The sequence below is a fragment of the Candidatus Deferrimicrobiaceae bacterium genome, from assembly GCA_036504035.1.
Lineage (GTDB): Bacteria > Desulfobacterota > Deferrimicrobia > Deferrimicrobiales > Deferrimicrobiaceae > JANXPS01.
This window is the reverse complement of the sequence record DASXVV010000009.1, coordinates 139,724-161,065: the sequence shown is the minus strand read 5'-3', so window position 1 is coordinate 161,065 and position 21,342 is coordinate 139,724. Positions and strand designations below refer to the sequence as shown.

At 65.6% G+C, this 21,342-nt stretch carries 23 protein-coding genes; 17 read left to right on the top strand and 6 right to left on the bottom strand.

Annotation, left to right across the window (positions count from 1 at the left end; translation table 11 throughout):
- Positions 1-71: 71 nt before the first annotated feature.
- Positions 72-1,211, bottom strand: a complete 1,140-nt coding sequence (gene nagZ, locus VGK27_06525) for a beta-N-acetylhexosaminidase (GenBank protein ID HEY3489759.1) — start codon at positions 1,209-1,211, stop codon at positions 72-74.
- Positions 1,212-1,259: 48 nt separating this feature from the next.
- Between nagZ and VGK27_06520 the strand changes: the two genes are divergently transcribed.
- Positions 1,260-2,972, top strand: a complete 1,713-nt coding sequence (locus tag VGK27_06520; protein ID HEY3489758.1) for a tetratricopeptide repeat protein — start codon at positions 1,260-1,262, stop codon at positions 2,970-2,972.
- Here VGK27_06520 and VGK27_06515 read toward each other — a convergent pair.
- Genes VGK27_06515 through VGK27_06505 form a run of 3 tightly spaced genes read right to left on the bottom strand, consistent with a single transcriptional unit; the run spans position 2,947 to position 6,261 of the window.
- Positions 2,947-3,816, bottom strand: coding sequence for an ABC transporter permease (locus VGK27_06515; protein ID HEY3489757.1), 870 nt, complete (start codon positions 3,814-3,816; stop codon positions 2,947-2,949). The two genes, VGK27_06520 and VGK27_06515, sit on opposite strands and share 26 nt — an antisense overlap.
- Positions 3,809-4,729 (bottom strand): nickel ABC transporter permease, encoded by a 921-nt coding sequence (gene nikB, locus VGK27_06510; GenBank protein HEY3489756.1) that lies wholly within the window; start codon positions 4,727-4,729, stop codon positions 3,809-3,811. Before nikB ends, VGK27_06515 begins: the two co-directional genes overlap by 8 nt.
- Positions 4,726-6,261, bottom strand: coding sequence for an ABC transporter substrate-binding protein (locus tag VGK27_06505; protein HEY3489755.1), 1,536 nt, complete (start codon positions 6,259-6,261; stop codon positions 4,726-4,728). Before VGK27_06505 ends, nikB begins: the two co-directional genes overlap by 4 nt.
- A gap of 104 nt (positions 6,262-6,365) precedes the next feature.
- Between VGK27_06505 and VGK27_06500 the strand changes: the two genes are divergently transcribed.
- From VGK27_06500 to VGK27_06435, 14 genes are all read left to right on the top strand, one after another.
- Positions 6,366-6,545, top strand: a complete 180-nt coding sequence (locus tag VGK27_06500; GenBank protein HEY3489754.1) for a hypothetical protein — start codon at positions 6,366-6,368, stop codon at positions 6,543-6,545.
- Between the two features lie 2 nt (positions 6,546-6,547).
- Positions 6,548-7,234 carry a DUF480 domain-containing protein gene (locus VGK27_06495; protein ID HEY3489753.1) on the top strand — a complete coding sequence of 229 codons (687 nt, stop codon included), beginning with the start codon at positions 6,548-6,550 and terminating at the stop codon, positions 7,232-7,234.
- Between the two features lie 59 nt (positions 7,235-7,293).
- The gene (gene ccsB, locus VGK27_06490; protein ID HEY3489752.1) at positions 7,294-8,121 is read left to right on the top strand and encodes a c-type cytochrome biogenesis protein CcsB; all 828 of its coding nucleotides are present in this window, start codon (positions 7,294-7,296) and stop codon (positions 8,119-8,121) included.
- A 22-nt stretch (positions 8,122-8,143) separates the two neighbouring features.
- Positions 8,144-9,430 carry a glutamyl-tRNA reductase gene (hemA, locus tag VGK27_06485; GenBank protein ID HEY3489751.1) on the top strand — a complete coding sequence of 429 codons (1,287 nt, stop codon included), beginning with the start codon at positions 8,144-8,146 and terminating at the stop codon, positions 9,428-9,430.
- A complete protein-coding gene (gene hemC, locus VGK27_06480) occupies positions 9,423-10,364 on the top strand; it encodes a hydroxymethylbilane synthase (GenBank protein HEY3489750.1) in 942 nt (313 codons plus the stop codon). The genes hemA and hemC overlap by 8 nt, the downstream gene beginning before the upstream one ends.
- Positions 10,365-10,373: 9 nt before the next feature.
- Positions 10,374-11,156 (top strand): uroporphyrinogen-III synthase, encoded by a 783-nt coding sequence (locus tag VGK27_06475; GenBank protein ID HEY3489749.1) that lies wholly within the window; start codon positions 10,374-10,376, stop codon positions 11,154-11,156.
- Entirely contained in the window at positions 11,153-12,130 is a 978-nt protein-coding gene (hemB, locus tag VGK27_06470; GenBank protein HEY3489748.1) for a porphobilinogen synthase, read from the top strand. The genes VGK27_06475 and hemB overlap by 4 nt, the downstream gene beginning before the upstream one ends.
- A gap of 6 nt (positions 12,131-12,136) precedes the next feature.
- On the top strand, positions 12,137-12,340 hold the full coding sequence (locus VGK27_06465) for a hypothetical protein (GenBank protein HEY3489747.1): 204 nt from the start codon (positions 12,137-12,139) through the stop codon (positions 12,338-12,340).
- Positions 12,341-12,344: 4 nt separating this feature from the next.
- Positions 12,345-12,830, top strand: a complete 486-nt coding sequence (locus tag VGK27_06460; GenBank protein HEY3489746.1) for an RDD family protein — start codon at positions 12,345-12,347, stop codon at positions 12,828-12,830.
- Positions 12,799-15,408 carry a DNA polymerase I gene (gene polA / locus VGK27_06455; GenBank protein HEY3489745.1) on the top strand — a complete coding sequence of 870 codons (2,610 nt, stop codon included), beginning with the start codon at positions 12,799-12,801 and terminating at the stop codon, positions 15,406-15,408. Before VGK27_06460 ends, polA begins: the two co-directional genes overlap by 32 nt.
- A gap of 45 nt (positions 15,409-15,453) precedes the next feature.
- Entirely contained in the window at positions 15,454-16,044 is a 591-nt protein-coding gene (locus tag VGK27_06450; GenBank protein HEY3489744.1) for a sigma-70 family RNA polymerase sigma factor, read from the top strand.
- Between the two features lie 7 nt (positions 16,045-16,051).
- A complete protein-coding gene (locus VGK27_06445) occupies positions 16,052-16,534 on the top strand; it encodes a zf-HC2 domain-containing protein (GenBank protein HEY3489743.1) in 483 nt (160 codons plus the stop codon).
- The gene (locus VGK27_06440) at positions 16,515-16,985 is read left to right on the top strand and encodes a hypothetical protein (GenBank protein ID HEY3489742.1); all 471 of its coding nucleotides are present in this window, start codon (positions 16,515-16,517) and stop codon (positions 16,983-16,985) included. Before VGK27_06445 ends, VGK27_06440 begins: the two co-directional genes overlap by 20 nt.
- Before the next feature lie 97 nt (positions 16,986-17,082).
- A complete protein-coding gene (locus tag VGK27_06435) occupies positions 17,083-17,523 on the top strand; it encodes a hypothetical protein (protein ID HEY3489741.1) in 441 nt (146 codons plus the stop codon).
- Here the strand turns inward: VGK27_06435 and VGK27_06430 are convergent, their stop codons facing one another.
- Both VGK27_06430 and ubiE read right to left on the bottom strand, forming a co-directional pair.
- Complete coding sequence (locus VGK27_06430) at positions 17,524-18,108, bottom strand: TIGR00730 family Rossman fold protein (GenBank protein ID HEY3489740.1); 585 nt, start codon at positions 18,106-18,108, stop codon at positions 17,524-17,526.
- 15 nt (positions 18,109-18,123) lie between these two features.
- The gene (ubiE, locus tag VGK27_06425) at positions 18,124-18,843 is read right to left on the bottom strand and encodes a bifunctional demethylmenaquinone methyltransferase/2-methoxy-6-polyprenyl-1,4-benzoquinol methylase UbiE (GenBank protein HEY3489739.1); all 720 of its coding nucleotides are present in this window, start codon (positions 18,841-18,843) and stop codon (positions 18,124-18,126) included.
- 72 nt (positions 18,844-18,915) lie between these two features.
- Between ubiE and VGK27_06420 the strand changes: the two genes are divergently transcribed.
- Both VGK27_06420 and VGK27_06415 read left to right on the top strand, forming a co-directional pair.
- Positions 18,916-20,595, top strand: coding sequence for a DUF6600 domain-containing protein (locus VGK27_06420; GenBank protein ID HEY3489738.1), 1,680 nt, complete (start codon positions 18,916-18,918; stop codon positions 20,593-20,595).
- A 209-nt stretch (positions 20,596-20,804) separates the two neighbouring features.
- Positions 20,805-21,317: a redoxin domain-containing protein gene (locus VGK27_06415; protein ID HEY3489737.1), complete on the top strand. Its 513-nt coding sequence runs from the start codon at positions 20,805-20,807 to the stop codon at positions 21,315-21,317.
- Positions 21,318-21,342 lie beyond the last annotated feature (25 nt).

The following is a 21,342-nucleotide window of genomic DNA, read 5'->3' as shown; positions in this document are numbered from 1 at the left end:
CGGAGATCCGGCGACATTCCTGGAAACCGTCTCCTACCGCGAGACGCGTGTCTACGTCCGGCGCGTGTTTCTCAATCTTCTCCAATATTACCGGATCTACCGGCCGCAGATGTTTTCCCGCTACCTTGCCATCGTTCCGAAAGGAGCTGCGCCAACGCCCGATGCGCCCGGCACCCCACCTGCCGCAGGGAGGACCGGGCCGACCCCGGCAGCGTTACCTTCTTCGTCAGGCGATTGACGCGTCGGAGCGATTCCGCAGTTCGACGCCGGAAGGCGGGCGAACGCGCACACTCGACCGCCAGCGCCTCGGCCGCGGCCTCCTGATCGGTTTCCCCCCGGCAGACGAGCACGGCGTCGCACCCGGCGGCGACAGCGAGCACGGCCGCTTCCCCGGCGGAGTATCGATCGGCGATCGCCTTCATCTCGAGCGCATCCGAAAAAACCGCCCCCCGGAACCGCATCTCCGTCCGCAGCAGGTCGACCAGGATCGAAGGGCTCAGCGTGGCGACCCGTTTACGGTCGAGCGCGGGGTAGAGGACGTGCGCGGTCATCAGCGCCGGAATCCCGGCGCTGATCGCCTCCCGGAAGGGGAGGAGGTCGCGTGCATCCAGAACGCTTCGCGCGCTTCGGACGACGGGAAGCGCGAGGTGGGAGTCGGTTTCCGTGTTGCCATGGCCCGGGAAATGTTTCCCGACCGGGATCACGCCTGCGGCGATCGTACCGCGGGTAAAAGCATTCCCGAGGCACGCCGCTTCCTCGGGCCGGTCCGAAAACGCGCGGTCGCCGATGACGGGGTTTCGCGGGTTGCTGTCGACGTCGAAGACAGGGGAAAAGGTGATGTCGATCCCGACGGCCCGAAGCTCGCACCCCATCGCGCGTCCGGTTTCTTCCGCGATCGTTTCGCCCCCGCCTTCGAACAGGGCGCAGGCGCGCGCAGGCGGAAAACGGGTGAAGTCGGGGTGGGAGAGCCGGACCACACGGCCTCCTTCGTGGTCGATGGCGATCAGCGGGGCCGGTCGCTCGACTCCCGCCGCTCCCCGGATCTTCCGGCACAACTCCCGGACCTGCCGCGCATCGCCCACGTTGCGCGAAAAGAGGACGACGCCCCCCACGGTCCCATCCGCGAGGCGTGCGCGGAGCCAAGGCGGGACGTCTGTTCCCTCGAAGCCGACCATGAGATACGGGTTGGCGATCTTGCTTCCTGCGGCCATTCGGACCCTCCCGGCTTAAAATGGTAATCTTATAGCACCATGCAGGTGATGAGCGAAAAACAGGGGTTGCCGGCTCTTCTCGGAGGCGTTCGCGACGCTACGGCGACCGTCGTGACGGTGGGCGATCAGGGGCAGCTCCTCCAGCAGGGATGCGGGTTCTTCGCCGATGCGCGGGGGGACGTCGTCACCACCCGACAGCTGCTTCGGGGGGGCGCCAGAGCATCGGTCCGGTGCGCTGACGGGCGGGAATTCGAAGTGATATCGGTGGTATCCGAGCATCGGGACGGCGACCTGGTACGCCTGCGGATCGCCCCGGGGGTGGCCAGGCCGCGCGCCGTGCGCTTCGCGGCCGACACGCCAGAGGTGGGCGACCACGTGATGGTGGTCGGCGGTCCCGACGATCTGCCGCCGGGCGTCACCGCAGGCATCGTTTCCGGGGTTCGCGAAGTGCCGCTTCTCGGGACGATTCTCCAGATCACGGCGTTCGTCTCTCCGGCTACGAACGGGTGCCCCGTCGTCAACCAGCGGGGAGAGGTCGTGGGGGTTTCGCTCAGCCATTCCCACAGGGGGCGGCAATACGGATTCGCCGTTCCTGCCGCAAACCTGTTCCTCCCCGGCAATGCGGCGCTTCCGGCCGCCCCCGTCGGCCTGGCGGAATGGTCGGCCCGGGAAGGCGACACGATGCTCGGGACCGGAGAGTACCTTTACGGGCTCGCGCTTCGGTGCCTCTGGGCCGAGGAGTTCGAGGAGGCGCTTCCCCGATTCCTCGAGGTCGCGGCGCTGTCGATGGGGAACGCCGATGCATGGTTTCTCGCAGGCTACTGCAGCGACGCCCTCGGAAGGTTCGAGGAGGCCGTCGGATACTATGTGCGGGCGGTCGCCCTCCGACCTGATTTCCACCAGGCGCTCCGGGCGCTTGCGGAGACGCACTCCCAGTTGCGCCACTACCGGGAGTCGGCCGATGTTTCCAGGCGGCTTGTCGCCCTGCGCCCCGAGGATGCCGACGCCCAGTTCCAGCTGGGCGACGCGTGCGCGCGTCTGGAGCGCTGGCTGGAAGCGGCCGCGGCGTATCGGCGCGCGGCCCGGTTGCGCCCCGATTTCGCGATGGCGTGGTACAACCTGGGCGAGGCGTGCGGACAGCTGGGCCTTGTCCGGGAGGAGGCAGACGCGTTTCGCCGCGTCACGCTCCTGGCTCCGGACATCGCAGTGGCGCACAACAACCTCGGTTTTGCCTTTTATCGGATGGGGAAATACCGGGAGGCGGTAACGTCCTACAACGAGGCGGTCCGGATTGCCCCCGACTTCGCCGTGGCCTACGACAACCTGGGATTCGCCTGGTACAAGCTGAACCGTCCCGAGGATGCGATCGGCGCTTTTCGCGAGGCCATCCGGATCATGCCTGACTTTTCGGAGGCGCACAGCAACCTGGGGGCCGTGCTGGTCGAAGGCAGGCGATACCGGGAAGCGGTTTCCGCCTATCGGCAGGCCGTCCGCATCCGTCCGAACTACGCCGAGGCGCACTACAACCTCGGGACGGCGCTTTCGGCGATGGGGCGCGTGCAAGACGCGACGCGGGCGCTGCTCAATGCGATCCGTCTCGCGCCCGAGCACGCAGAGGCCCGCCTCGCGCTGGGGCGTTGCTGGCTGCTGCTGCGCAATCGCCGCCTCGCGCTCGACGAATACCGGGTGCTGAAGAGCATCGACCCCGCCGTGGCCGACCGGTTGATGGCGATGATCAGCGGCCGTCGCGAGCCGAGGTAGCCGTTCCCTCGACCCCCGGATCGCGAACGTCCATCGCATCCCGAAGCCCGTCCCCCACGAAATTGAATGCCATCACAGTGAGCATGATCGCCAGCCCGGGCGCCAGCGTCAGGTGCGGCGCGATGAAGAGGAAATGGCGCCCCTCGGCGATCATCGCGCCCCACGACGGCGTCGGCGGCGAGACTCCCAGCCCGAGGAAGCTCAGACCCGCCTCGGACACGACGGCGCGGCCGATCCCGAACGTCGCCTCGACGATCAACGGCGACAAGGCGTTCGGGAGGACGTGCCGGACGAGCTGTCGGCCCGGGGAAACGCCGACCGACCGCGCGGCCTGGACGAACTCGGACTCCCGCACCTTGCGCACCTGCCCGCGGATCAGCCGGGCATAACCGACCCAGCCCAGAATCGACAACGCCAGGATCACATGCCACGGGGACGGGCCGAGCACCGCCGTGATCGCGATGGCAAGGAGCAGGCCGGGGAAGGCGAGCAACAGGTCGCACAGGCGCATGAAGAGGGCGTCCACCTTTCCACCGGCGAAGCCCGATATCGCCCCGATGAACAGGCCGGGGACGATCGAAAGCGCGACGGTGCCGAGCCCCACGGCGAGCGAGATTCGGGAGCCGTAGAGCAGCCGCGAAAGGATGTCGCGTCCGAGGCGGTCCTGCCCGAGCCAGTGGACGGCGGAGGCGCGCGACAGCCCCGCCCCGAGCGATTGCGCCGCCGGGTCGAACGCCGCGAGGCGCGGCGCCAGGACCGCCGCGAGGGAGAGCAGGGCTAGGAACGCCAAGCCGGCCGCGGCGCCCCGGTGCTTGAGAAGGCGAGGGAGCGTCCCGTCAGTCATGCCGGAGCCTCGGGTCGAGCCGGGCATAAAGCAGGTCTACGGCCAGGTTGACCCCCACCGTGATGAGGGCGATGAACAGCACGCACCCCTGCACGAGGGGATAGTCGCGCGCATCGATCGCCTGCACCATCAGCCGGCCGATGCCGGGCCAGGAGAAAAGCGTCTCGGTGATGACGCTTCCCGCGAGCAACGCCCCGAACTGGAGCCCGAGTACGGTGACGACGGGAATGAGCGCGTTGGGCAGCGCGTGCCGCAGGACCGCGCCCAGGGGCGACCTTCCCTTGGCCACGGCCGTGCGAACGTAATCCTGGCGGGTTTCCTCGAGCAGCGACGACCGGAGCATCCGCATCAGGATGGCCGACATGCCGCTCCCGAGCGTGAGCGCCGGCAGAACGAGGTGGCGCCATCCGCCGTATCCCGAAACGGGGAAGATCCCGAGCTGGATCGAGAAGAGCAGAACGAGCAGCGGGCCGATGACGAAGTTGGGCGTCGACAGGCCGAGCATGGCGGTCGTGCCGCACAGCAGGTCGATCCAGGAGCGGGGGCGCATCGCCGCGGCGATCCCGAGGGGGACGGCGATCAATAGCGACACGGCGAGCGAAGCGCATGCCAGCAGCAACGTTGCGGGAAAGCGGGAAAGGATCTCCCGGGACACCGGCTCGCGGCTACGGAACGAGACGCCGAGATCGCCGCGCGCGAGCCCGCCCATGAAATCCGCATACTGGGAGAGGAGCGGCCGGTCCAGCTTCAGCGCGTGCCGGAGCTCGGTCTTGTCGGCCCCCACGGCGCTCTCGCCGAGCATCACGTCCACCGGGTCGCCGGGCACGAGATGGATCAGCAGGAACACGATCGTGGCGACGCCCAGGACGACGGGGAGCGTATGGCGCAGCCGGGATAGGATCATCGGGATCATCGGGCGGCGGCCTCCCGGGGAGGCGGGTCGACCTTCATGGAGCGGACGCTGGTGTAATCCTCCTCGGGCGTGACCGTGAACCCGGTTACCCGGCGGTCGCGCACCAGCACGTTCCGATTTGCCCAGAGGGGAAAGACGGGGAGGTCGCGCGCGAGGATCCGCTGGACCCGGTCGTAGATCGCTTTCCTTCGGGCCGGGTCCGTCTCCCGCTGCCCCGCTTCCGTCAGCCGGTCGACCTCGGCGTTCTCGTACCGGTTCCGGTTGGCGCCGTCGGGGGGCATCTGCTTCGAGTGGAAGGCGAGGTGAAAGATGTCCGGGTCGCGCAGCCCCACCCAGGTCAGGCTGTAAAGCTGGAAGTTCCCCTTCCGGATGTCGCCGAAGAAGGTGCCCCACTCGTAGGACCGGATGTCGAGGGCGATGCCGACCTGCCGGAGCTGGTCCTGGATCGCGGTCGCGATTCGGAGCCGCAGCGCATTCTGGGACGTCTTGTAGGTCAGCGTGAACCTCGGGGCCGGGCCTTCCCCGTCGGGGTCGGGGTGTCCCGCCTGGTCCAGCAGCCGCCTTGCCTGGACGGGATCGTACGGCACGTCCGGCAATCCGTCGGCGTGCGCCCGGATGCCGGGCGCCAGGATGGAATCGGCAGGGTCGGCCTTCCCTTTCCATAAGGCGCGGATGATCGCTCCCCGGTCGATGGCCAGAGCGATGGCGCGCCGCACCCGGATATCGGCGAGCACCGGGTCCCGGAGATTGAACCCGAGATAAGACACGTTGCCTCCCGCCGACTCCTCGGTGACGAGGTTGGGATTCTTCCCGGCCTCGGGGAGCATTTCCGGATCGATCCCGTTGAGGACGAAGTTGACGCTCCCCATCTTGAGCTCGAGGAAGCGCAGCGTGCTGTCGGGGATGAACTTCACGACGATGCGCGGCACTGCGGGAGGGCCGCCGAAGAAGCCGTCGAAGCGCGCAAGCGACACGGAGTCGCCGGGCTCCACGTCCTCGACCTTGAACGGGCCGGCCCCGATCGGCGGGGCGTAGCCGCGGGCCGGAGTGCCCGAGGGGACGATCCCGCGCGTCATCTCGGCGAGGAAGGGGGCGTAAGGGCTTTTCAGGCGGAAGACCACGGTGTGCCGGTCGGGGGTATCGATTCCGGCCAGTATGTCGAAGGCCGACTTGTGCGGGGAACGATTACCGGAGTCTAGGATCCACACGAAGGTATCGCGTACGTCCGTGGCGGTGACCTCCCGCCCGTCGTGAAACCGGAGGTCGGGGCGCAGGTGGAAGGCGATCTCGACGGGAGAGTGCATCTCGAAGTCTTGCGCCAGGTCGGGAACGAGGTCGCCGTGGGTGTCGCGCCGCATCAGCCCCGCATGGGTCATCTGGAGGAGCTGCTCGGAATAGGCGTCGGTCGCGAGCCGGGGGTCGAACGACGATGGTGCCCCGGACAGCGCGATGACGACGGTTCTCTCATCGACGGGCAATCGCTGGCGGCAGCCGGATATCGCGAGGATTCCGGCGAGCAGCAAGGCCCCCATCGGGAGGATCCGGAGGCGGGCCTCCGTCGGCGGAAATAGGCGCATGGCGAAATGGTAGCGCGAAACGAATATAATCCGTCCATAAACCACATCCCGGAGGAAAAATGAAAAACGTAGAAATGACCGTGGAAGGGAACATCCTTACGATCAAGGTCGACCTGAAGAAGGAATTCGGGCCCTCGTCTTCGGGGAAGACGATTATTATCGCCTCGACGGAAGGCAACGCAACGCTCGAGGGGCGCGAGGAAAAGATCGGGCTGAACGTATACAAGAAGAAACCGTAGCCGTGGAGCCGCAGCTCGACGCTATCGAAACGCGTGTGCTCGGCGCCCTGATCGAGAAGGAGCTGGCGACGCCCGAATACTACCCGCTGTCGCTCAACGCGCTTGTCAACGCCTGCAACCAGAAGTCGAACCGCGACCCCGTCACCGACCTGTGCGAGGCCGACGTCTCGCGGGCTCTCGGGACGCTCGGGCGCAAGCAGCTTGCGATTCTTTCCGGGGACAGCGGCCGGGTCTCGAAATACCGGCATTTCATGGTCGAGAAGCTCGATCTCGGGCGCCCCGAGCTGGCGATCCTGTGCGAGCTGATGCTCCGGGGCCCTCAGACGCCGGGCGAGCTGCGGACCCGCGCCGGCCGGATGTGCGACCTGCCAGACCTCGCCTGCGTGGGGGCGATTCTTCAGAAACTTGGTGGCGAGACGCCTCCGATGGTCGCCATCCTTCCCCGCCAGCCCGGGCGCAAGGAGCAGCGGTACGCCCAGCTGTTCGGCGGGATGCCGGCCGCCGAGCCGGCGTCCCCGGCTTTTCCGGCGGCGGCCCCGGAGGAAGGCCCGAGCGACGAAGCCGCCCGGACCGGCCGGGACGCGCGCATCGAGGCGCTCGAGGCCGAAGTCGCGGCGCTCCGGGAGGAGGCCCGTGCGCTTCGGTCCGAGGTGGCCGAGCTGACCCGCCTGGTCGTCGGGGAGTCGTGACGCGAATGTTGCATGACGCGCCACTTGTCCACGGCGAAGCCATGGTTTAGAATATCCCGATGCAAACGCTCCTTTTGAAGTCGACCACCATCCTCTACCTGGTCGGCGCCCTCCTTTACCTCTACTTCATCGTCACGCTCAGGGAGCGGGGCGCGCGGCTGGGCCGCATGTTCCTGCTCATCGGCGGTTTCCTGCACCTTCTCGGCTTCTGCATGCGCTTCGTCGAGGCGGGACACACCCCCATCACCAACCTGTTCGAGTCGCTGTCCTTCTTTGCCCTCGTCATCGTCGGGGTGTTCCTGCTGACCGAAATCCGGTACAAGCTGCGGGTGCTGGGCGCTTTCGTCGCGCCGCTGGCCTTCCTTTTCAGCCTGCTTTCGGCTTTCCAGCAGTCCGAGATCCAGAAGCTCAATCCGGCGCTCAACTCCTCCTGGCTTCCCGTACACGTCATAGTGCTGTTCATTGCCTACGCGTTCTTCGCCGTGGCGTTCGCCGCGGGCCTCATGTACCTGATGCAGGAGCGGCAGGTCAAGGGGAAGCGCATGGGCGCCATCTTCCAGCGGCTTCCGTCGCTCGATGTGCTCGACGAGATCAACTATCGGTGCCTGACGATCGGGTTCCCGATGCTCACCATCGGGATCATCACCGGGTCGCTCTGGGCCCAGAACGCTTGGGGCACCTACTGGAGCTGGGACCCGAAAGAGACCGCGTCGCTTGCCACATGGCTGGTCTACGCCGCGCTGCTCCACGGCCGGTTGACCGTCGGCTGGCGCGGGCGCAAGGCCGCCATCCTCGCCATCGTCGGGTTTCTCCTGGTCGTCTTCACCTTCCTCGGCATCAACCTGCTGCCTGCGGGCAAGCACACATACGCAGCTCTCAACGGTTAAACGAAGGGACGTTTCTTTTCCGATGGGCCATATCGTCATAGTCGGTTTGAATCACAGGTCGGCGCCGGTCGAGATCCGCGAGCGTCTCGCTTTTCCCGCCGACACGATCGGCGACGCGCTGCGCTCGCTTCTGTCGCTGCCGTCCGTCTCCGAAGGCGTCATCATCTCGACCTGCAACCGGGTCGAGGTTTGCGTATTGGCCGACGAGGGTTATCGGGGAACCGGCGAAGTCAAGGCGTTCCTGGCCGACCATCACGGGTTGGCGCTTCCCGACGTCGAGGGCCACCTCTACCATCACATCGACGAAGATGCCGTTCATCACCTGTTCCGCGTCTCCTCGAGCCTCGACTCGATGGTCCTCGGCGAGCCGCAGATCCTGGGGCAGGTCAAGGACGCCTACGGCTACGCGGGCGAGTTCAAGTCGATCGGCCCGGTACTCGACAAGTTCTTCTCCAAGGCATTCTCGGTTGCCAAGCGGGTCCGCACCGAGACCAAGGTCGCCAGCTCCGCGGTCTCGATCTCGTACGCGGGCGTCGAACTCGCGCGCAAGATCTTCGGCGACCTGAAAGACAAGACGGTCATGCTGATCGGGGCCGGCGAGATGTGCGAGCTCGCGGCGCGCCACCTGCTCAACGCAGGCGTCAAGGGCATCATGGTCACAAACCGCACCTTCGAGCGTGCGGTCAAGCTGGCCGAGGAGTTCGAGGGCACCGCCATCCGCTTCGAGGAGATGGTGTCTCACCTCAAGACTGCCGACATCGTCATCTCTTCCACGGGATCGCCCACGTTCATCCTCCGGCGGCAGGATGTCGAGGAAGTCATCCGCATCCGGCGCAACCGCCCGATGTTCTTCGTCGACATGGCGGTGCCGCGCGACATCGACCCCGACATCAACGACATCGACAATGTCTACGTCTACGATATCGACGACCTCAACAATGTCATCGAGACCAACCTCGAGGAGCGTCACAAGGAAGCGGGGATCGCCGAAGATATCGTGGTGTCCGAGGTCGCGTCGTTCCGCAAGTGGCTCGACGCCCAGCAGGTGACGCCCACCATCATCTCGCTGCGGCGCAAGTTCGACGAGATCCGCGCGCACGAGGTCGCCAAGGCGCTGTCGATCCTTGGAACCGACGACCCGAAAACGTGCAAGGTGGTCGAGGGGCTGGCCTCCTCGATCGTCAACAAGGTGCTTCACGCGCCGTTGATGGCGCTCAAAAACGACGGTGACGGACGCGACCCAATGGAACTGGTACCCGTGGTCCGGGAACTGTTCGACCTGACCGACGGAGGGAAAGACCGTGAATAGACCGGACGGCGTCATCATCCTGGGGAGCCGGGGCAGCCTGCTCGCGCTGTGGCAGGCCGAACACATCAAGGCGCTTGTCGAGGAGAAGACCGGCCGGAAGGTCGAGATCTTCAAGATCAAGACCACGGGCGACATGATCCTCGATGTCCCGCTGGCCAAGGTGGGCGGCAAGGGACTGTTCGTGAAGGAGATCGAGGACGCGCTGCTGACCGGGAAGATCGATTTCGCCGTCCACTCGATGAAAGACGTGCCGACCGAGTTGCCCGCCGGCCTCGAGATCTCGTGCACCACCAAGCGCGAAGATCCGCGCGACGCATTTCTTTCGAACAAGGCGAAGACGTTCGACACGCTCCCGAAGGGCGCCAAGGTGGGCACCAGTTCCCTTCGCCGGCAGACGCAGCTCCTCGCCGCCCGCCCCGACCTGCAGATCGACCAGCTCCGCGGCAACCTCGACACCCGCATCCGCAAGATGGACGAAGGTCAGTATGACGCGATCATCCTCGCGGCGGCCGGCTTGCGGAGGCTTGGCTGGGCCGACCGGATCTCGTCACTGATCGATCCCGAAGTCTCGCTTCCCGCTGTCGGGCAGGGAGCGCTGGGCATCGAGATCCGGAGCGACGATGCCGATACGCGCGGGGCGGTCGCCTTCCTCGACGATCCCGAGACATCGGTCGCGGTGCGCGCCGAGCGCGCCTTCCTGACCCGGCTCGAGGGGGGGTGCCAGGTGCCCATCGGCGCTTTCGGCCGCATCGAGGGGAACGAATTGCGATTCAACGGCCTGGTCGGTCGCCCCGACGGGACCGAGATCATCCGGGGAGAGCGTCGCGGTTCCCGGAACGATCCCGAAGCCATGGGCGTCTCGCTGGCCGAAGAGCTGCTGTCGCGCGGCGCCAAGGCCATCCTCGACGAAGTCTACGCCGCGTCGAAGGGCTGAACGGCAGCCATGCCCCTTCGCGGGATTCGCGTGCTGGTCACCCGCGGCGAGGGGCAGGCGAGGGAATTCGCCGACCTGATCCGCGGCCGAGGCGGGGTCCCCGTCCTTTTCCCCACGGTTCGGATCGTCGCAGTCGACGACCCGGGGCCGCTCGATGCCGCGATCTCGGCGCTTCCCTCCTTCGACTGGCTGCTCTTTTCCAGCGCAAACGGCGTCAGATATTTTGCGCCGCGCGCAACTGCGGCGATCGCCGCCGGGCTTCCGCCGGGGCTTCGCATCGGATCGGTCGGGCCCGGCACGACGCGCGCGGTTTCCGATGCCGGCATGACGGTCTTCCTCGAGGCGGGAACGCATACGGCGGAAGGCCTGCTCGACGCCCTCGCCAAAGAGGGTATATCCGGGAAGCGCTTCCTGGTTCCCCGAGCGGCCGAGGGGCGCGAAGCGCTCGTCGACGGCCTCGTCGTTCAGGGTGGCATCGTTGTCGCGCCCGTCACCTACCGCACAGGGCTGCCCGATCTCGACGAAGGCGCCGCGCGGGCTATTGCGGAAACCCCCCCCGACGTTTGCGCCTTCGCCTCCCCGTCGGCCTTCCGGAACTTTATCCTGCTTCTGGGGGAGGATCGCGCCCGATCCATCCTTTCCAGCAGCACGATCGCCGTCATCGGCGAGGTGACCGCCCGATCCGTCGAAAACAGAGACATGTCCGTCGGGATCATGCCTGATCAATACACGATCGCCGGCATGCTCGACGCCATCGAGGTCCATTTCCGCCAAAAAGGAGCCGCCCGATGAACTTTCCCGAATATCGCCCCCGCCGGATGCGTCGCACCGAGACGCTGCGCCGGATGGTCCGCGAGACCCGCCTTTCCGTCGACAACCTGATCTATCCGCTCTTCGTGACGCACGAGAAGAACGCGATGCACGAGATTCCTTCCATGCCGGGGATCTTCCAGATGAGCGTCGACAACCTCGTCAAGGAGGCGAAAGCCGTCAAGAAGCTCGGCATTCCAGCCGTCCTCCTGTTCGGCATCCCCGAAAAGAAGGACGCGGTCGGCTCCGACGCCTGCTCCGACAAGGGCATCATCCAGACCGCCGTCCGGGCGATCAAGAACGCGGTTCCCGACCTCGTCGTCGTTACCGACGTCTGCTTCTGCGAATACACCGACCATGGCCATTGCGGCATCCTGACGAAGTCCGGCGAGGTCGACAACGATGCCACGCTCGAGATCCTGGCGCAGAGCGCGGTGACGCACGCACGGGCAGGCGCCGATATCATCGCTCCGTCCGACATGATGGACGGCCGGGTCGGCCGCATCCGCGAGGCGCTCGACGACGAGGGCTTCAGCGGGATCCCGATCATGGCCTATGCGGCCAAGTACGCCAGCGGCTTCTACGGCCCGTTCCGCGACGCGGCCGAGAGCACGCCGTCGTTCGGCGACCGACGCTCCTACCAGATGGACCCCGGGAACGGACTCGAGGCGCTCCGCGAGGTCGCGCTCGACATCCAGGAGGGTGCCGACATCGTGATGGTCAAGCCGGCGCTCGCATATCTCGACGTGATCCGCGCCGTCCGGGAAGAATTCGACTATCCCGTCGCCGCCTACAGCGTCAGCGGCGAATACTCGATCGTCAAGGCGGGCGAAAAACTCGACTGGATCGACGGTCCGCGCGTGATGATGGAGATCCTCACCGCCATCCGGCGCGCCGGCGCCGAGATGATCATCACCTACGCCGCCAAGGACGCGGCGAAGCTGATCGCGGGCTGACGAAACGTGCCGACCCCCGTCGAAAACGCCCCATACCGGGTGATCGAGTTGAGCGAGGTCTCCGATCGCGCGATCGAGCAGGCGCTCAACGCCGCGATGGCCGACGGGTACCGATTCGAATCTATCAACTTCGTCACCCAGCACGGGAGTCGCCGCCCGACGATGGCGTTCCTGTTCTTCACCCGAGCCGCGACCGGGGACGGGGGCTGAGGCGATGGCCACCCGCTGGGAAGAGAAACGCGCGTACTTCCGCGATGCACGGCGGGCGCGCTACCTGGCGCGGATGGTCGGCAAGGCGGCTGACCTGATCGTGGCGCTCTGCCTCTGGCGGATCGAGGGAGCGGCCGGCGCATTCGCGGCGCTGTTCTACCTGCTGATGGCCGATGCTTTCCCCGGCGGCCGGAGCGCCGGCAAGTGGCTGGCCGGCCTCAAGGTCGTGCGCGTCGACGGGGAGCCGATGGATTTCTCCGCATCCCTCCTGCGAAACGGAACGATCGTCGTCCCGTTCCTGCTCTATCTCGTCCCGGCGGTCGGTCCCTTCCTTGCCTACACGGTGGGGCTGGCCGTGCTGCTCGTCGAGACGTATCTCGGTTTCTACGATCCCGACGGCCAGCGGGCGGGCGATACCCTCGCCGAGACGCTGGTGGTCGAGCAAAGGCAGCCCTCCCATGAAATCTCTTTATCTGATCGACGGACATAACGTCCTCTACCGGACGTTTTACGGGGTGCCCCGGCTCACGGCGCCCGACGGCACACCGACCAACGCGGTACTCGGAACCGCGCGCATCCTCCTGAAGATCCTCCGACAGGAAAATCCCGACGCCATCGCCGCCGTGTTCGACACGCCCGAGCCGACCCCGCGGCACCTGCTGTATCCGGAGTACAAGGCCAACCGCCTCAAGGTGCCCGAGGATCTCTCGGTGCAGTTCCCGCTGGTCGAGGAGGTGATCGACGCCCTGGGGGTCCCGCGCGTGGCGATTCCGGGGGCCGAGGCCGACGATGTCATCGGGACTCTTTCGCGCCTGGCCGACGAGGCCGGGATGCGAGTCGTCGTGATCTCCTCCGACAAGGACCTTTACCAGCTCGTCTCGCAGAACGTCCGGATTCGGGACGGCCTGAAGGATCGCGAGGTCGGGCCCGAGCAGGTGCGCGAGACGTTCGGCGTCGACGCGGGGCAAGTCGTCGACCTGCTCGCGCTTGCGGGAGATCCCTCCGACAACATTCCCGGCGTGCCCGGCATCGGCGAAAAGACGGCAGCCGAGTTGCTGCGCGAATTCGGGTCGCTCGATGCGCTATTGGCCGGCACCGACCGGCTCAAGGGCGCCAGGCGGGAAAAGATCGAGAAAAACGCGGACCAGGCGCGCCTCTGCCGGCAGCTCGCCGCGATCGATCGCGACGTCCCGCTTGACGTCGGCCTCGCCGACCTGGCGCCTCGCGGAATCAGCGTGGGGCGGGCCACACCTCTTTTCAAAAAACTCGGCTTCCGGAAGCTGGTCGACGATCTCGAGCTCGAGCAACGGAACGCGATGCCGCTTTTCAGGCCCGGAGGATCGGGCGGGGCGGAAGCGGCCGCACCGAAATCGTCCGAGGCGGTCTCGTGGCGCGCAATCGATAGCGCCAAGGCGCTGGCATCGGCGCTCGGTACGCCTTTTCCGAAGCGGGCGGGGCTGCATCCGGGCGACGGAACCGGTGCTGCCGCCGCACTTGCGATCCCGGACGGCGAGACGTTCCTCTTCCCGCCCGAGGAAGTGGACGCGGTCGTCTCCCGGTTCCTGGAGCACGGCGGGCGGGTGTACGTGTTCGACGGGAAGCGGCTTCTCCGCTTGCGGCCGGGCCTGTCCGCCCTCGACGCCCTGCCGCTGATCGACCTTCTTGTCGCGGGATACCTGCTTTCGCCGGACGAAGGGTCGCCGACGCCGACGAAACTGTTCGCACGATACCTGCCCGGATCGGTCGCAGCCGGGGAGGAGGGCACCCCCGAGGCGCGCGCGGCGGAGATCGCCAGGAGTCTGGCGGGTCTGGGAGGCGCCCTCGAGGAAAAGCTGGCCGAAGCCGAGCTGACGTCGGTCAGCGACGACATCGACATGCCGCTCCTTCCGGTCCTCTTCCGGATGGAGCGCGCGGGCATCAAAATCGACACCGGCATCTTCGCGCAGCTATCCGCCGAGCTGGACGAGGGGACGAAGGCGATCGAACGGAAGGTCGCAAACATCGCCGGAGGCGATTTCAACATCAATTCGCCGAAGCAGCTCGCCTTCCTGCTTTTCGAAAAGCTCGGCCTGCCCCCCGTCAAGAAAACGAAGACCGGCTACTCGACCGATGTCGAAGTGCTGGAGCAGCTCCGGGATACCCATGAGATCCCCGCGCTTATCCTCGAATATCGCACCTTGGCGAAGCTCAAGTCGACCTACGTCGACGTCCTGCCGGGATTGATCGATCCGCGGGACGGGCGGCTCCATACGACTTTCAATTCGATCCAGGCCGGAACCGGGCGGCTGTCCTCGTCCGACCCGAACCTCCAGAACATTCCCGTGCGTACGCCCTTGGGGCAACGGATCCGGTGCGGCTTCATTCCCGAGCCGGGGTGCCTCTTCGTCGGCGCCGACTACTCCCAGGTCGAGCTCCGGCTGCTCGCCCATCTGTCAGGCGATGCTACGCTGGTCCGGGGGTTCCGCGAAGGGGAGGACATCCACCAGTCCACCGCCATGTCCGTGTTCAACGTGAAGGCCGCCGACGTGACGCCCGAGCTCAGGCGCCGGGCCAAGGTGATCAATTTCGGCATCCTCTACGGGATGAGCCCCTATGGGCTATCCCGGGAGCTTGGCATCGCGCCCAAGGAAGCGAAGCCGCTGATCGACGGCTACTTCGAGCGATTCCCGGGCGTCAGGGAATACCTCGAGGAGGTCAAGGTCCGGGCCCGCCGCGACGGGTACGTCACGACGATCTTCGGGCGCCGTCGCTACATTCGCGACATCGTTTCCCAGAACCGCATAATGCGGGATGCGGCAGACCGGATGGCCGTCAATGCGCCGATCCAGGGGAGCGCCGCCGACATCATCAAGATCGCCATGATCCGGGCAGACCGCGCCTTTAGAACCCGGGGGATGAAGGCCCGCTTGCTGCTCCAGGTGCACGACGAGCTGCTGGCCGAGGCGCCGAAGGACGAGGCGGCCGAGGCCAGGTCGATCCTCGTCGAGACGATGGAGGGGGCGGTCAAGCTTTCCGTCCCGCTCACGGTCACGGCCGGAACCGGGAAAAACTGGGGCGAGGTTCATTAACCTCGTGAAAATCGGGATGAATATATTGGACTCCAGGCTCGTCACATGAAAAAGGAAGAGACGAGTCCGGTTCCCGAAGCCGAGCTGGTGAAGGCGGCGGCGGGCGGCGACCAGGAGGCGTTCCGCGAGATCATGGAACGATACAAGGGGCGGGCATACGGCGTGGCGTTCGGCATCCTGGGCGACCCCGACGAGGCTGTCGACGCGGTTCAGGATGCCTTCATCAAGGCGTTCTACAGCCTCAAGGACTTCCGCGGCGGATCCAGTTTCTTCACCTGGTTCTACCGGATGCTGGTCAACGGCTCGATCGATCGCTGGCGGAAGACCGGCCGCAAGGGAGAGGTGGCGTTCGACGAGACGCAGGGGACCGAGGATGAATGCCAAGCCGAGACGGGGAACTATCCCCGCACCCCCGAGGAACTTGCCGGGAACCGGCAGCTGGCCGACGCGCTGGCCGCGGCTATTGCGGCGCTGCCCGAGTACCATCGGGCCGTGATCATCCTGCGCGAGGTCGACGGCCTGTCCTACGACGAGATCGCCGAATCGCTCGGGTGCTCGGTCGGCACCGTGATGTCGCGGCTACACTATGCACGCGGGCGGCTCAAGGAAACCCTCAAGAAGTTCCGGGAAGCGTAGGCGCGCCATGGATTGCAAAAAAGACGATAAACTGCTTCACGAATGGATCGACAACCGGCTGACCGGCCCCGAGGCCGAAAGGGTGCGCGCCCATGTTGCGGGTTGCCCCCGATGCGCGGACACGGTCAAAGCGTACCGGGCCTCGGGTGACCTGCTCCGCGCTTGGGCCGCGGGCGGGGCGCGCGAACGCTCGCCGCAGCTCGACGCCATGTGGACCCGTGTCCGCGCCGGAATCGCCGAGAAGCAGGAGGCGAAACGGACGGCCCGGCGTTGGCGTCACTGGCTCTGGCTGCCCGCTGCGGCGGCACTTGCCGTTTTCACGCTGATGGTCTATCCTTCCGTTGTCGGTCGGGGACCCATCAGCCCGGGCGATTTCCGGGTCGAGGTCGAGACGCTCGATTCCGAGACTTCCACCGTGGCGCTGCTCGATCGCGGCGCAGATTTTCCACAGGTGATCTGGATCAGTGACGATGACGACAACCACGGCTGACCGCTCCGGAAAGACAGTTTCCCTCGCCTTATCCCTCCTGCTGGTCCTGGCGATGTTTCTGCCTGCCACGGCCCTTGCCGGCCCGACGGTGTCCATCGAGGTCGCCATTGCGCACGCGTCGCACGAGGGCAAATCGATCGATCCGGCGCTCTCCAAGCTCAAATCCAAGCTTCAGTCGATGTTCAACTATTCTTCCTACAAGATGCTCGACCGTCAGAAGCGCAGCCTCGGGGTCGGCGAGACCGGCGAGATCCCGCTGCCCGGCAACCGCATCCTCAAGGCTACGCCAGCCTCGATCGAAGGCAGCAAGATCAAGCTCGACGTCCAGATCCTCGAAGGGGGCAAGAACAAGCTGACGACCGCGCTTGGGCTTAACCGTGGCGGAATGGTGCTCGTCGGCGGCCCCACCTACCAGAACGGCGTCCTCATCCTCGTCATCTCTGCCGAATAAGCGTAAAAGTAATCGCCGATCCTCCCTGCGACAGGAACTTTTCCCTTTGGACCGGGTTCAAAAGGATAAGAAGCGACTGGAACGGAGGGCAACGACAATGAAAAAGATCATGGCGGTCATCCTGGCGGCAGCGATGTTGGCGACCACGGTTCCGAAGCCAGCATTGGCAGGCGATCGAGGCTGGGCCACGGCGGGCAAGATCATGACCGGAATCCTGGGGCTTCAGATTCTCGGAAACATCATCGAAAATTCGCAACCGGCCAGGGTTTACGTCCCCGAGACGCGCTACTACGCCCCGGAGCCCCGATACTACGCCCCGCCCCGAGACCGCGTCTGGATCGAAGGGCATTACGAGTCCCGGATCGAGCGTCAATGGGTGCCGGGGCATTGGGAGATGGCGCGGGGGGGTAGAGATGCCGACGACGAATTCGGCGACGACGGCGGCGGTCGCGACCGGGGCAGGGCATGGGTCGCCGGCCACTATCTCACCGTCGAGCGGCAGGTCTGGATGCCGGGACATTGGGAAGACCGGGGTTGATCAGGTTTTTTCGAAGGTCGGGTTCAGGATATCGGTGCGGCGCAGTTTGAACAGTGCTTCGACGATCTGGGCACCGTCATCGACGACGGTGACCAGATCGAGGCTTTTCCGGCGAACCATCTGCAATTCAACCGCTTTTTCGAAATAAGCCAAGACCGGATCGAACCAGCCCCCCGTATTCGCGACGACGATCGGGCGGGCGTGCAGCCGAAGTTGTTTCCAGGTCAAAACCTCGAAAAATTCCTCGAGCGTTCCGAAGCCGCCCGGAAGGACGGCGAACGCGTCGGCCCGGCGGCTCATCTCCTGTTTCCGTTCGTGCATCGTCTCGGTCAGGACCAGCTCGGTCAGGCGCCCGTGCGCCAACTCCTTGTCCGCCAGGAATCGAGGGATCACACCGACCACCCGTCCTCCGCGCGACAAGACCCGATCCGCAAGCACCCCCATCAGTCCCACCGACCCGCCGCCATAGACCAGGCTGATGTCCGCGGCGACCAGGCGGTCTGCCAGCGCTTCGGCATCGCTCCGGAAGGCGGCGGGAAGGTGGTTGCTCGAGCTGCAAAAGACGCAGAGACTACGGGTCTGCACGGATTCGGGTTTCCCTCAGGGCGCCGCGGGACGCGTGCCGACGTAAAGCGTGGCGATACCGAACGTCAGGGGCCTCGTGTCGACGGAGGCGCACCCGGCATCGAGCATCATCTTCCGGAATGCTTCAGGGGAAGGGAAAGCATGCACCGATTCAGGAAGATAGACATAGGCGCTTTTATTTGAAAAAAGCCCACCGATCCGGGGTAGTAGCGTATTGAAGTAAAAGTTGTAGATCATGGCGAAAAAGCGATTCTCGGGGAGAGAAAATTCGAGGATCACGATGCGTCCCCCCGGCCGGACGATCCGGCACATCTCGGACAGCCCCCGTGCGCGATCCACGACGTTACGGATGCCGAAAGCGATGGAGGCGGAATCGAAGGCTCCATCGCGGAACGGGAGCGATTCGCACGGCGCCTGGACGAAGGCCATCCGGCCAGAGAGGCCACTCATGGAAACTTTTTGCTGTCCGAAGCGCATCATCCCCATCGAGATGTCGGCGCCGGTGACCCTCGCCTCATCGCCCTTTTGCCGGAAGATCTCGAGGGCAACGTCGGCCGTGCCGGTGGCGACGTCAAGGTACCGGCCGCCGCGGGCCGGCAGGAGCGCGCGGACGGCCAGCTTCCGCCAGCGACGGTCGATCCCGGCCGAAAGCAGGCGGTTGAGGAAATCGTAGCGGGGGGCGATGGCGGAAAACATCTCGCCGATCGAACGATTCTTGGCATCCATGCGGTACATGGGGATGATTTTATCGCAAATCGGGGAACCCTACGCGGGAAATGGTGTTCAATAAGGTAGGGAGGAACGAACATGAAGAAGCGAATGGCCACTAAATTATGTTTCGCCGGGATCCTGGCGCTTCTGGTCTTCCCGATTGCGAGCCGTGCGGAAATCGCCGATGACGAAAGCGCCGTAGGCGGCGAAAGCGTCCCGGCCTGGTCCGTGGCGCGACTCCGGGTCATCGACGGGTCTGCGTGGGTGATCGGGCCAGGAGAGAGCGACTGGCAGGAATTCGAGGGCAACGCCCCGCTCTCGAGCGGCTCACGCGTCCGGATTCCCGAAGGCAGCTCGGCGGAAGTCGTGCTCAACGGGGAAGACCGGATCCGCCTTGGCGAGGGCTCCGATCTCGAACTGCGCGACCTGCGCGAAGATCGGGCGAGCCTGACCCTCCACGAGGGTGCGGCGAATTTTCTCCTTCCGGACGACGAATTCTTCGAACCGGTCAATGTCGCGCTCGAAGACGGGCAGATCGTCCGCTTTCCGAAGGCGGGACGCTACCGGATCGTCGCCACCGGTGCGGACGAGGAAAGCACCGTGCAAGTCCGGGAAGGGGAGGCGCGCATCAAGGCTGGCGATGCCAAGTACCGGGTCCGTGCAGGCGAGGAGGCGTATGTCGGTGACGGGGTGACGATCGGCAGGCTGGCCGACAGCGGCCCGATCGACGAAGAGGGGCCGCCGCCCGAGATGAGCGAAGTCGAGCGGTCCGTCGAGGCTCCGCCGGCAGTCGTCAACGAGTTGAGCGACTACGGGGAGTGGGTCACCGTACCCGACTACGGCGCCGTCTGGCGGCCGCGCGTGGCGGCCGGCTGGAGTCCGTATTATTTCGGTCGATGGGTCTGGGTCGCCTCGTTCGGATGGACCTGGATCTCCGATGAGCCTTGGGGCTGGTATCCGTATCGGTGCGGAAATTGGGTGAACTCGCCGGCTTTCGGCTGGTGCTGGTCCCCTTACGGGTCGTTCATCAGCGTTTCCTTCGGATCGGGGCGCCACCACTTTCGCCCAGCCGGATATTTCCCGGCGAGGGTACGTTTTGTTCGTGAGGGCGGGAACACGCGATGGGTTCCGCTGCGCCCGGGCGAGCGGTTCACCCGTCCGGCCATTCCCCGCAACGCACAGGCTCTGACCTCGTGGCGGCAGCCGCTTCCACGCCAGACCGTCTTCGTGCGTGAGCCCGCCCGACAGGGCGCCCCGGGCTGGCGCGACGTGCACGTCGATCGCTCCAACCCGCGGCCGTCCGTCCGTCCGGCGCCGGTCGTCCGCACCCCACGCGCTACGGGCCCGAACACGTTCCAGCGACCGACGCCCGAGATCCGCAGGCCGGCGGTCACTTCCCCCGGCCGCGAAGGGGTGAGGACCCCGCCGGGAAACTACGGACGCAGTCCCGGCGCCACGCCCTCGTTCCGGACCGGTCCGGCACCGGAGCGCAGGACCATGCCGGCGCGACCCTCTCCGGCACGCGTCGCGCCAACTCCGGAATTTCGCACACAGCCGAGGCCCACGCCCGAACGGGTCGCCCCGGTCGTTCCGACGCCGGTAGCTCCCCCGCCGGTCGAGCGCGAACGAATCCAGCCCCCAGCGGCTCCGCCTCGTTCCTTCGCACCGGTCGATCGTTCCCAGGGGACCGATCAAGGCAACCGCGATCAAAACAACCGCGATCAAAGGCCCGGCCGTGATCCCGACCCGGGGCGCGGCTGGCGCGGAGGTCGATAATTAGCGGCTTGTCAAGCCATAAACGGGTATAAAACTGAAAGTTGCGTCAAATCCCCCACCTCGAGGACCAAGTATCCCGGGGTGGGGGATCAGTTGAAAGAATTGTAACACATCGATAATGCAATCATATTTATACCAGGCTCCCTCAAGTGGGGCACTTGGCACCCCAATTGCTAAGGTAAAGTTCATCAAGTTCTGGAGGTTGCAGCATGTTGTCCCCCTTGTTCCGGAAACTCTCGATCCTGGCTTCACTCATGGTGATGCTCACGGTGGCGGTTCCCGCCCGGGCGACCGCGCTGATCGCCGGTGAACCTGCCCCCAATTTCTCCCTGAAGAATCTCGAGGGGAAACGGGTCACGCTGGAACAGTTCAAAGGGAAGACGGTCGTGATCGCATTCTGGTCGACCTGGTGTTCCCGCTGCGAGGAGGAGTTGACCTTCCTGCGCGATCAATTCGGCACCCGCACCGACGTGGCCGTCCTTCTGATCAACCAGGACTCCGAAAAAGGGGTCGTCCTCGCCAAGGTCCAGCGCCTTCGCGACAAGTTGGGCATCGCTTTCCCGATCCTGATCGACGAAGGGCTCCGTACCTGGGAAGACTACGGGATCAACGCGTTGCCCACCTCGGTCGTCGTCGACAAGACCGGCGCGATCAAGTTCATCGAGCCCAATTTCTACTGGGCTTCCCCCGACAAGCTGCTGAATGCGGTGGGCAAGGGCTGACAGGCACCGAATACAAGACTTTCAC

Bases quoted from the DNA above. Each gene is read 5' to 3' on its own strand.
- nagZ (HEY3489759.1), bottom strand. From the start codon at position 1,211: ATGGCCGCAGGAAGCAAGATCGCCAACCCGTATCTCATGGTCGGCTTC.
- VGK27_06520 (HEY3489758.1), top strand. From the start codon at position 1,260: ATGAGCGAAAAACAGGGGTTGCCGGCTCTTCTCGGAGGCGTTCGCGAC.
- VGK27_06515 (HEY3489757.1), bottom strand. From the start codon at position 3,816: ATGACTGACGGGACGCTCCCTCGCCTTCTCAAGCACCGGGGCGCCGCG.
- nikB (HEY3489756.1), bottom strand. From the start codon at position 4,729: ATGATCCCGATGATCCTATCCCGGCTGCGCCATACGCTCCCCGTCGTC.
- VGK27_06505 (HEY3489755.1), bottom strand. From the start codon at position 6,261: ATGGGGGCCTTGCTGCTCGCCGGAATCCTCGCGATATCCGGCTGCCGC.
- VGK27_06500 (HEY3489754.1), top strand. From the start codon at position 6,366: ATGAAAAACGTAGAAATGACCGTGGAAGGGAACATCCTTACGATCAAG.
- ccsB (HEY3489752.1), top strand. From the start codon at position 7,294: ATGCAAACGCTCCTTTTGAAGTCGACCACCATCCTCTACCTGGTCGGC.
- hemA (HEY3489751.1), top strand. From the start codon at position 8,144: ATGGGCCATATCGTCATAGTCGGTTTGAATCACAGGTCGGCGCCGGTC.
- VGK27_06475 (HEY3489749.1), top strand. From the start codon at position 10,374: ATGCCCCTTCGCGGGATTCGCGTGCTGGTCACCCGCGGCGAGGGGCAG.
- hemB (HEY3489748.1), top strand. From the start codon at position 11,153: ATGAACTTTCCCGAATATCGCCCCCGCCGGATGCGTCGCACCGAGACG.
- VGK27_06460 (HEY3489746.1), top strand. From the start codon at position 12,345: ATGGCCACCCGCTGGGAAGAGAAACGCGCGTACTTCCGCGATGCACGG.
- polA (HEY3489745.1), top strand. From the start codon at position 12,799: ATGAAATCTCTTTATCTGATCGACGGACATAACGTCCTCTACCGGACG.
- VGK27_06450 (HEY3489744.1), top strand. From the start codon at position 15,454: ATGAAAAAGGAAGAGACGAGTCCGGTTCCCGAAGCCGAGCTGGTGAAG.
- VGK27_06445 (HEY3489743.1), top strand. From the start codon at position 16,052: ATGGATTGCAAAAAAGACGATAAACTGCTTCACGAATGGATCGACAAC.
- VGK27_06440 (HEY3489742.1), top strand. From the start codon at position 16,515: ATGACGACAACCACGGCTGACCGCTCCGGAAAGACAGTTTCCCTCGCC.
- VGK27_06435 (HEY3489741.1), top strand. From the start codon at position 17,083: ATGAAAAAGATCATGGCGGTCATCCTGGCGGCAGCGATGTTGGCGACC.
- ubiE (HEY3489739.1), bottom strand. From the start codon at position 18,843: ATGTACCGCATGGATGCCAAGAATCGTTCGATCGGCGAGATGTTTTCC.
- VGK27_06420 (HEY3489738.1), top strand. From the start codon at position 18,916: ATGAAGAAGCGAATGGCCACTAAATTATGTTTCGCCGGGATCCTGGCG.
- VGK27_06415 (HEY3489737.1), top strand. From the start codon at position 20,805: ATGTTGTCCCCCTTGTTCCGGAAACTCTCGATCCTGGCTTCACTCATG.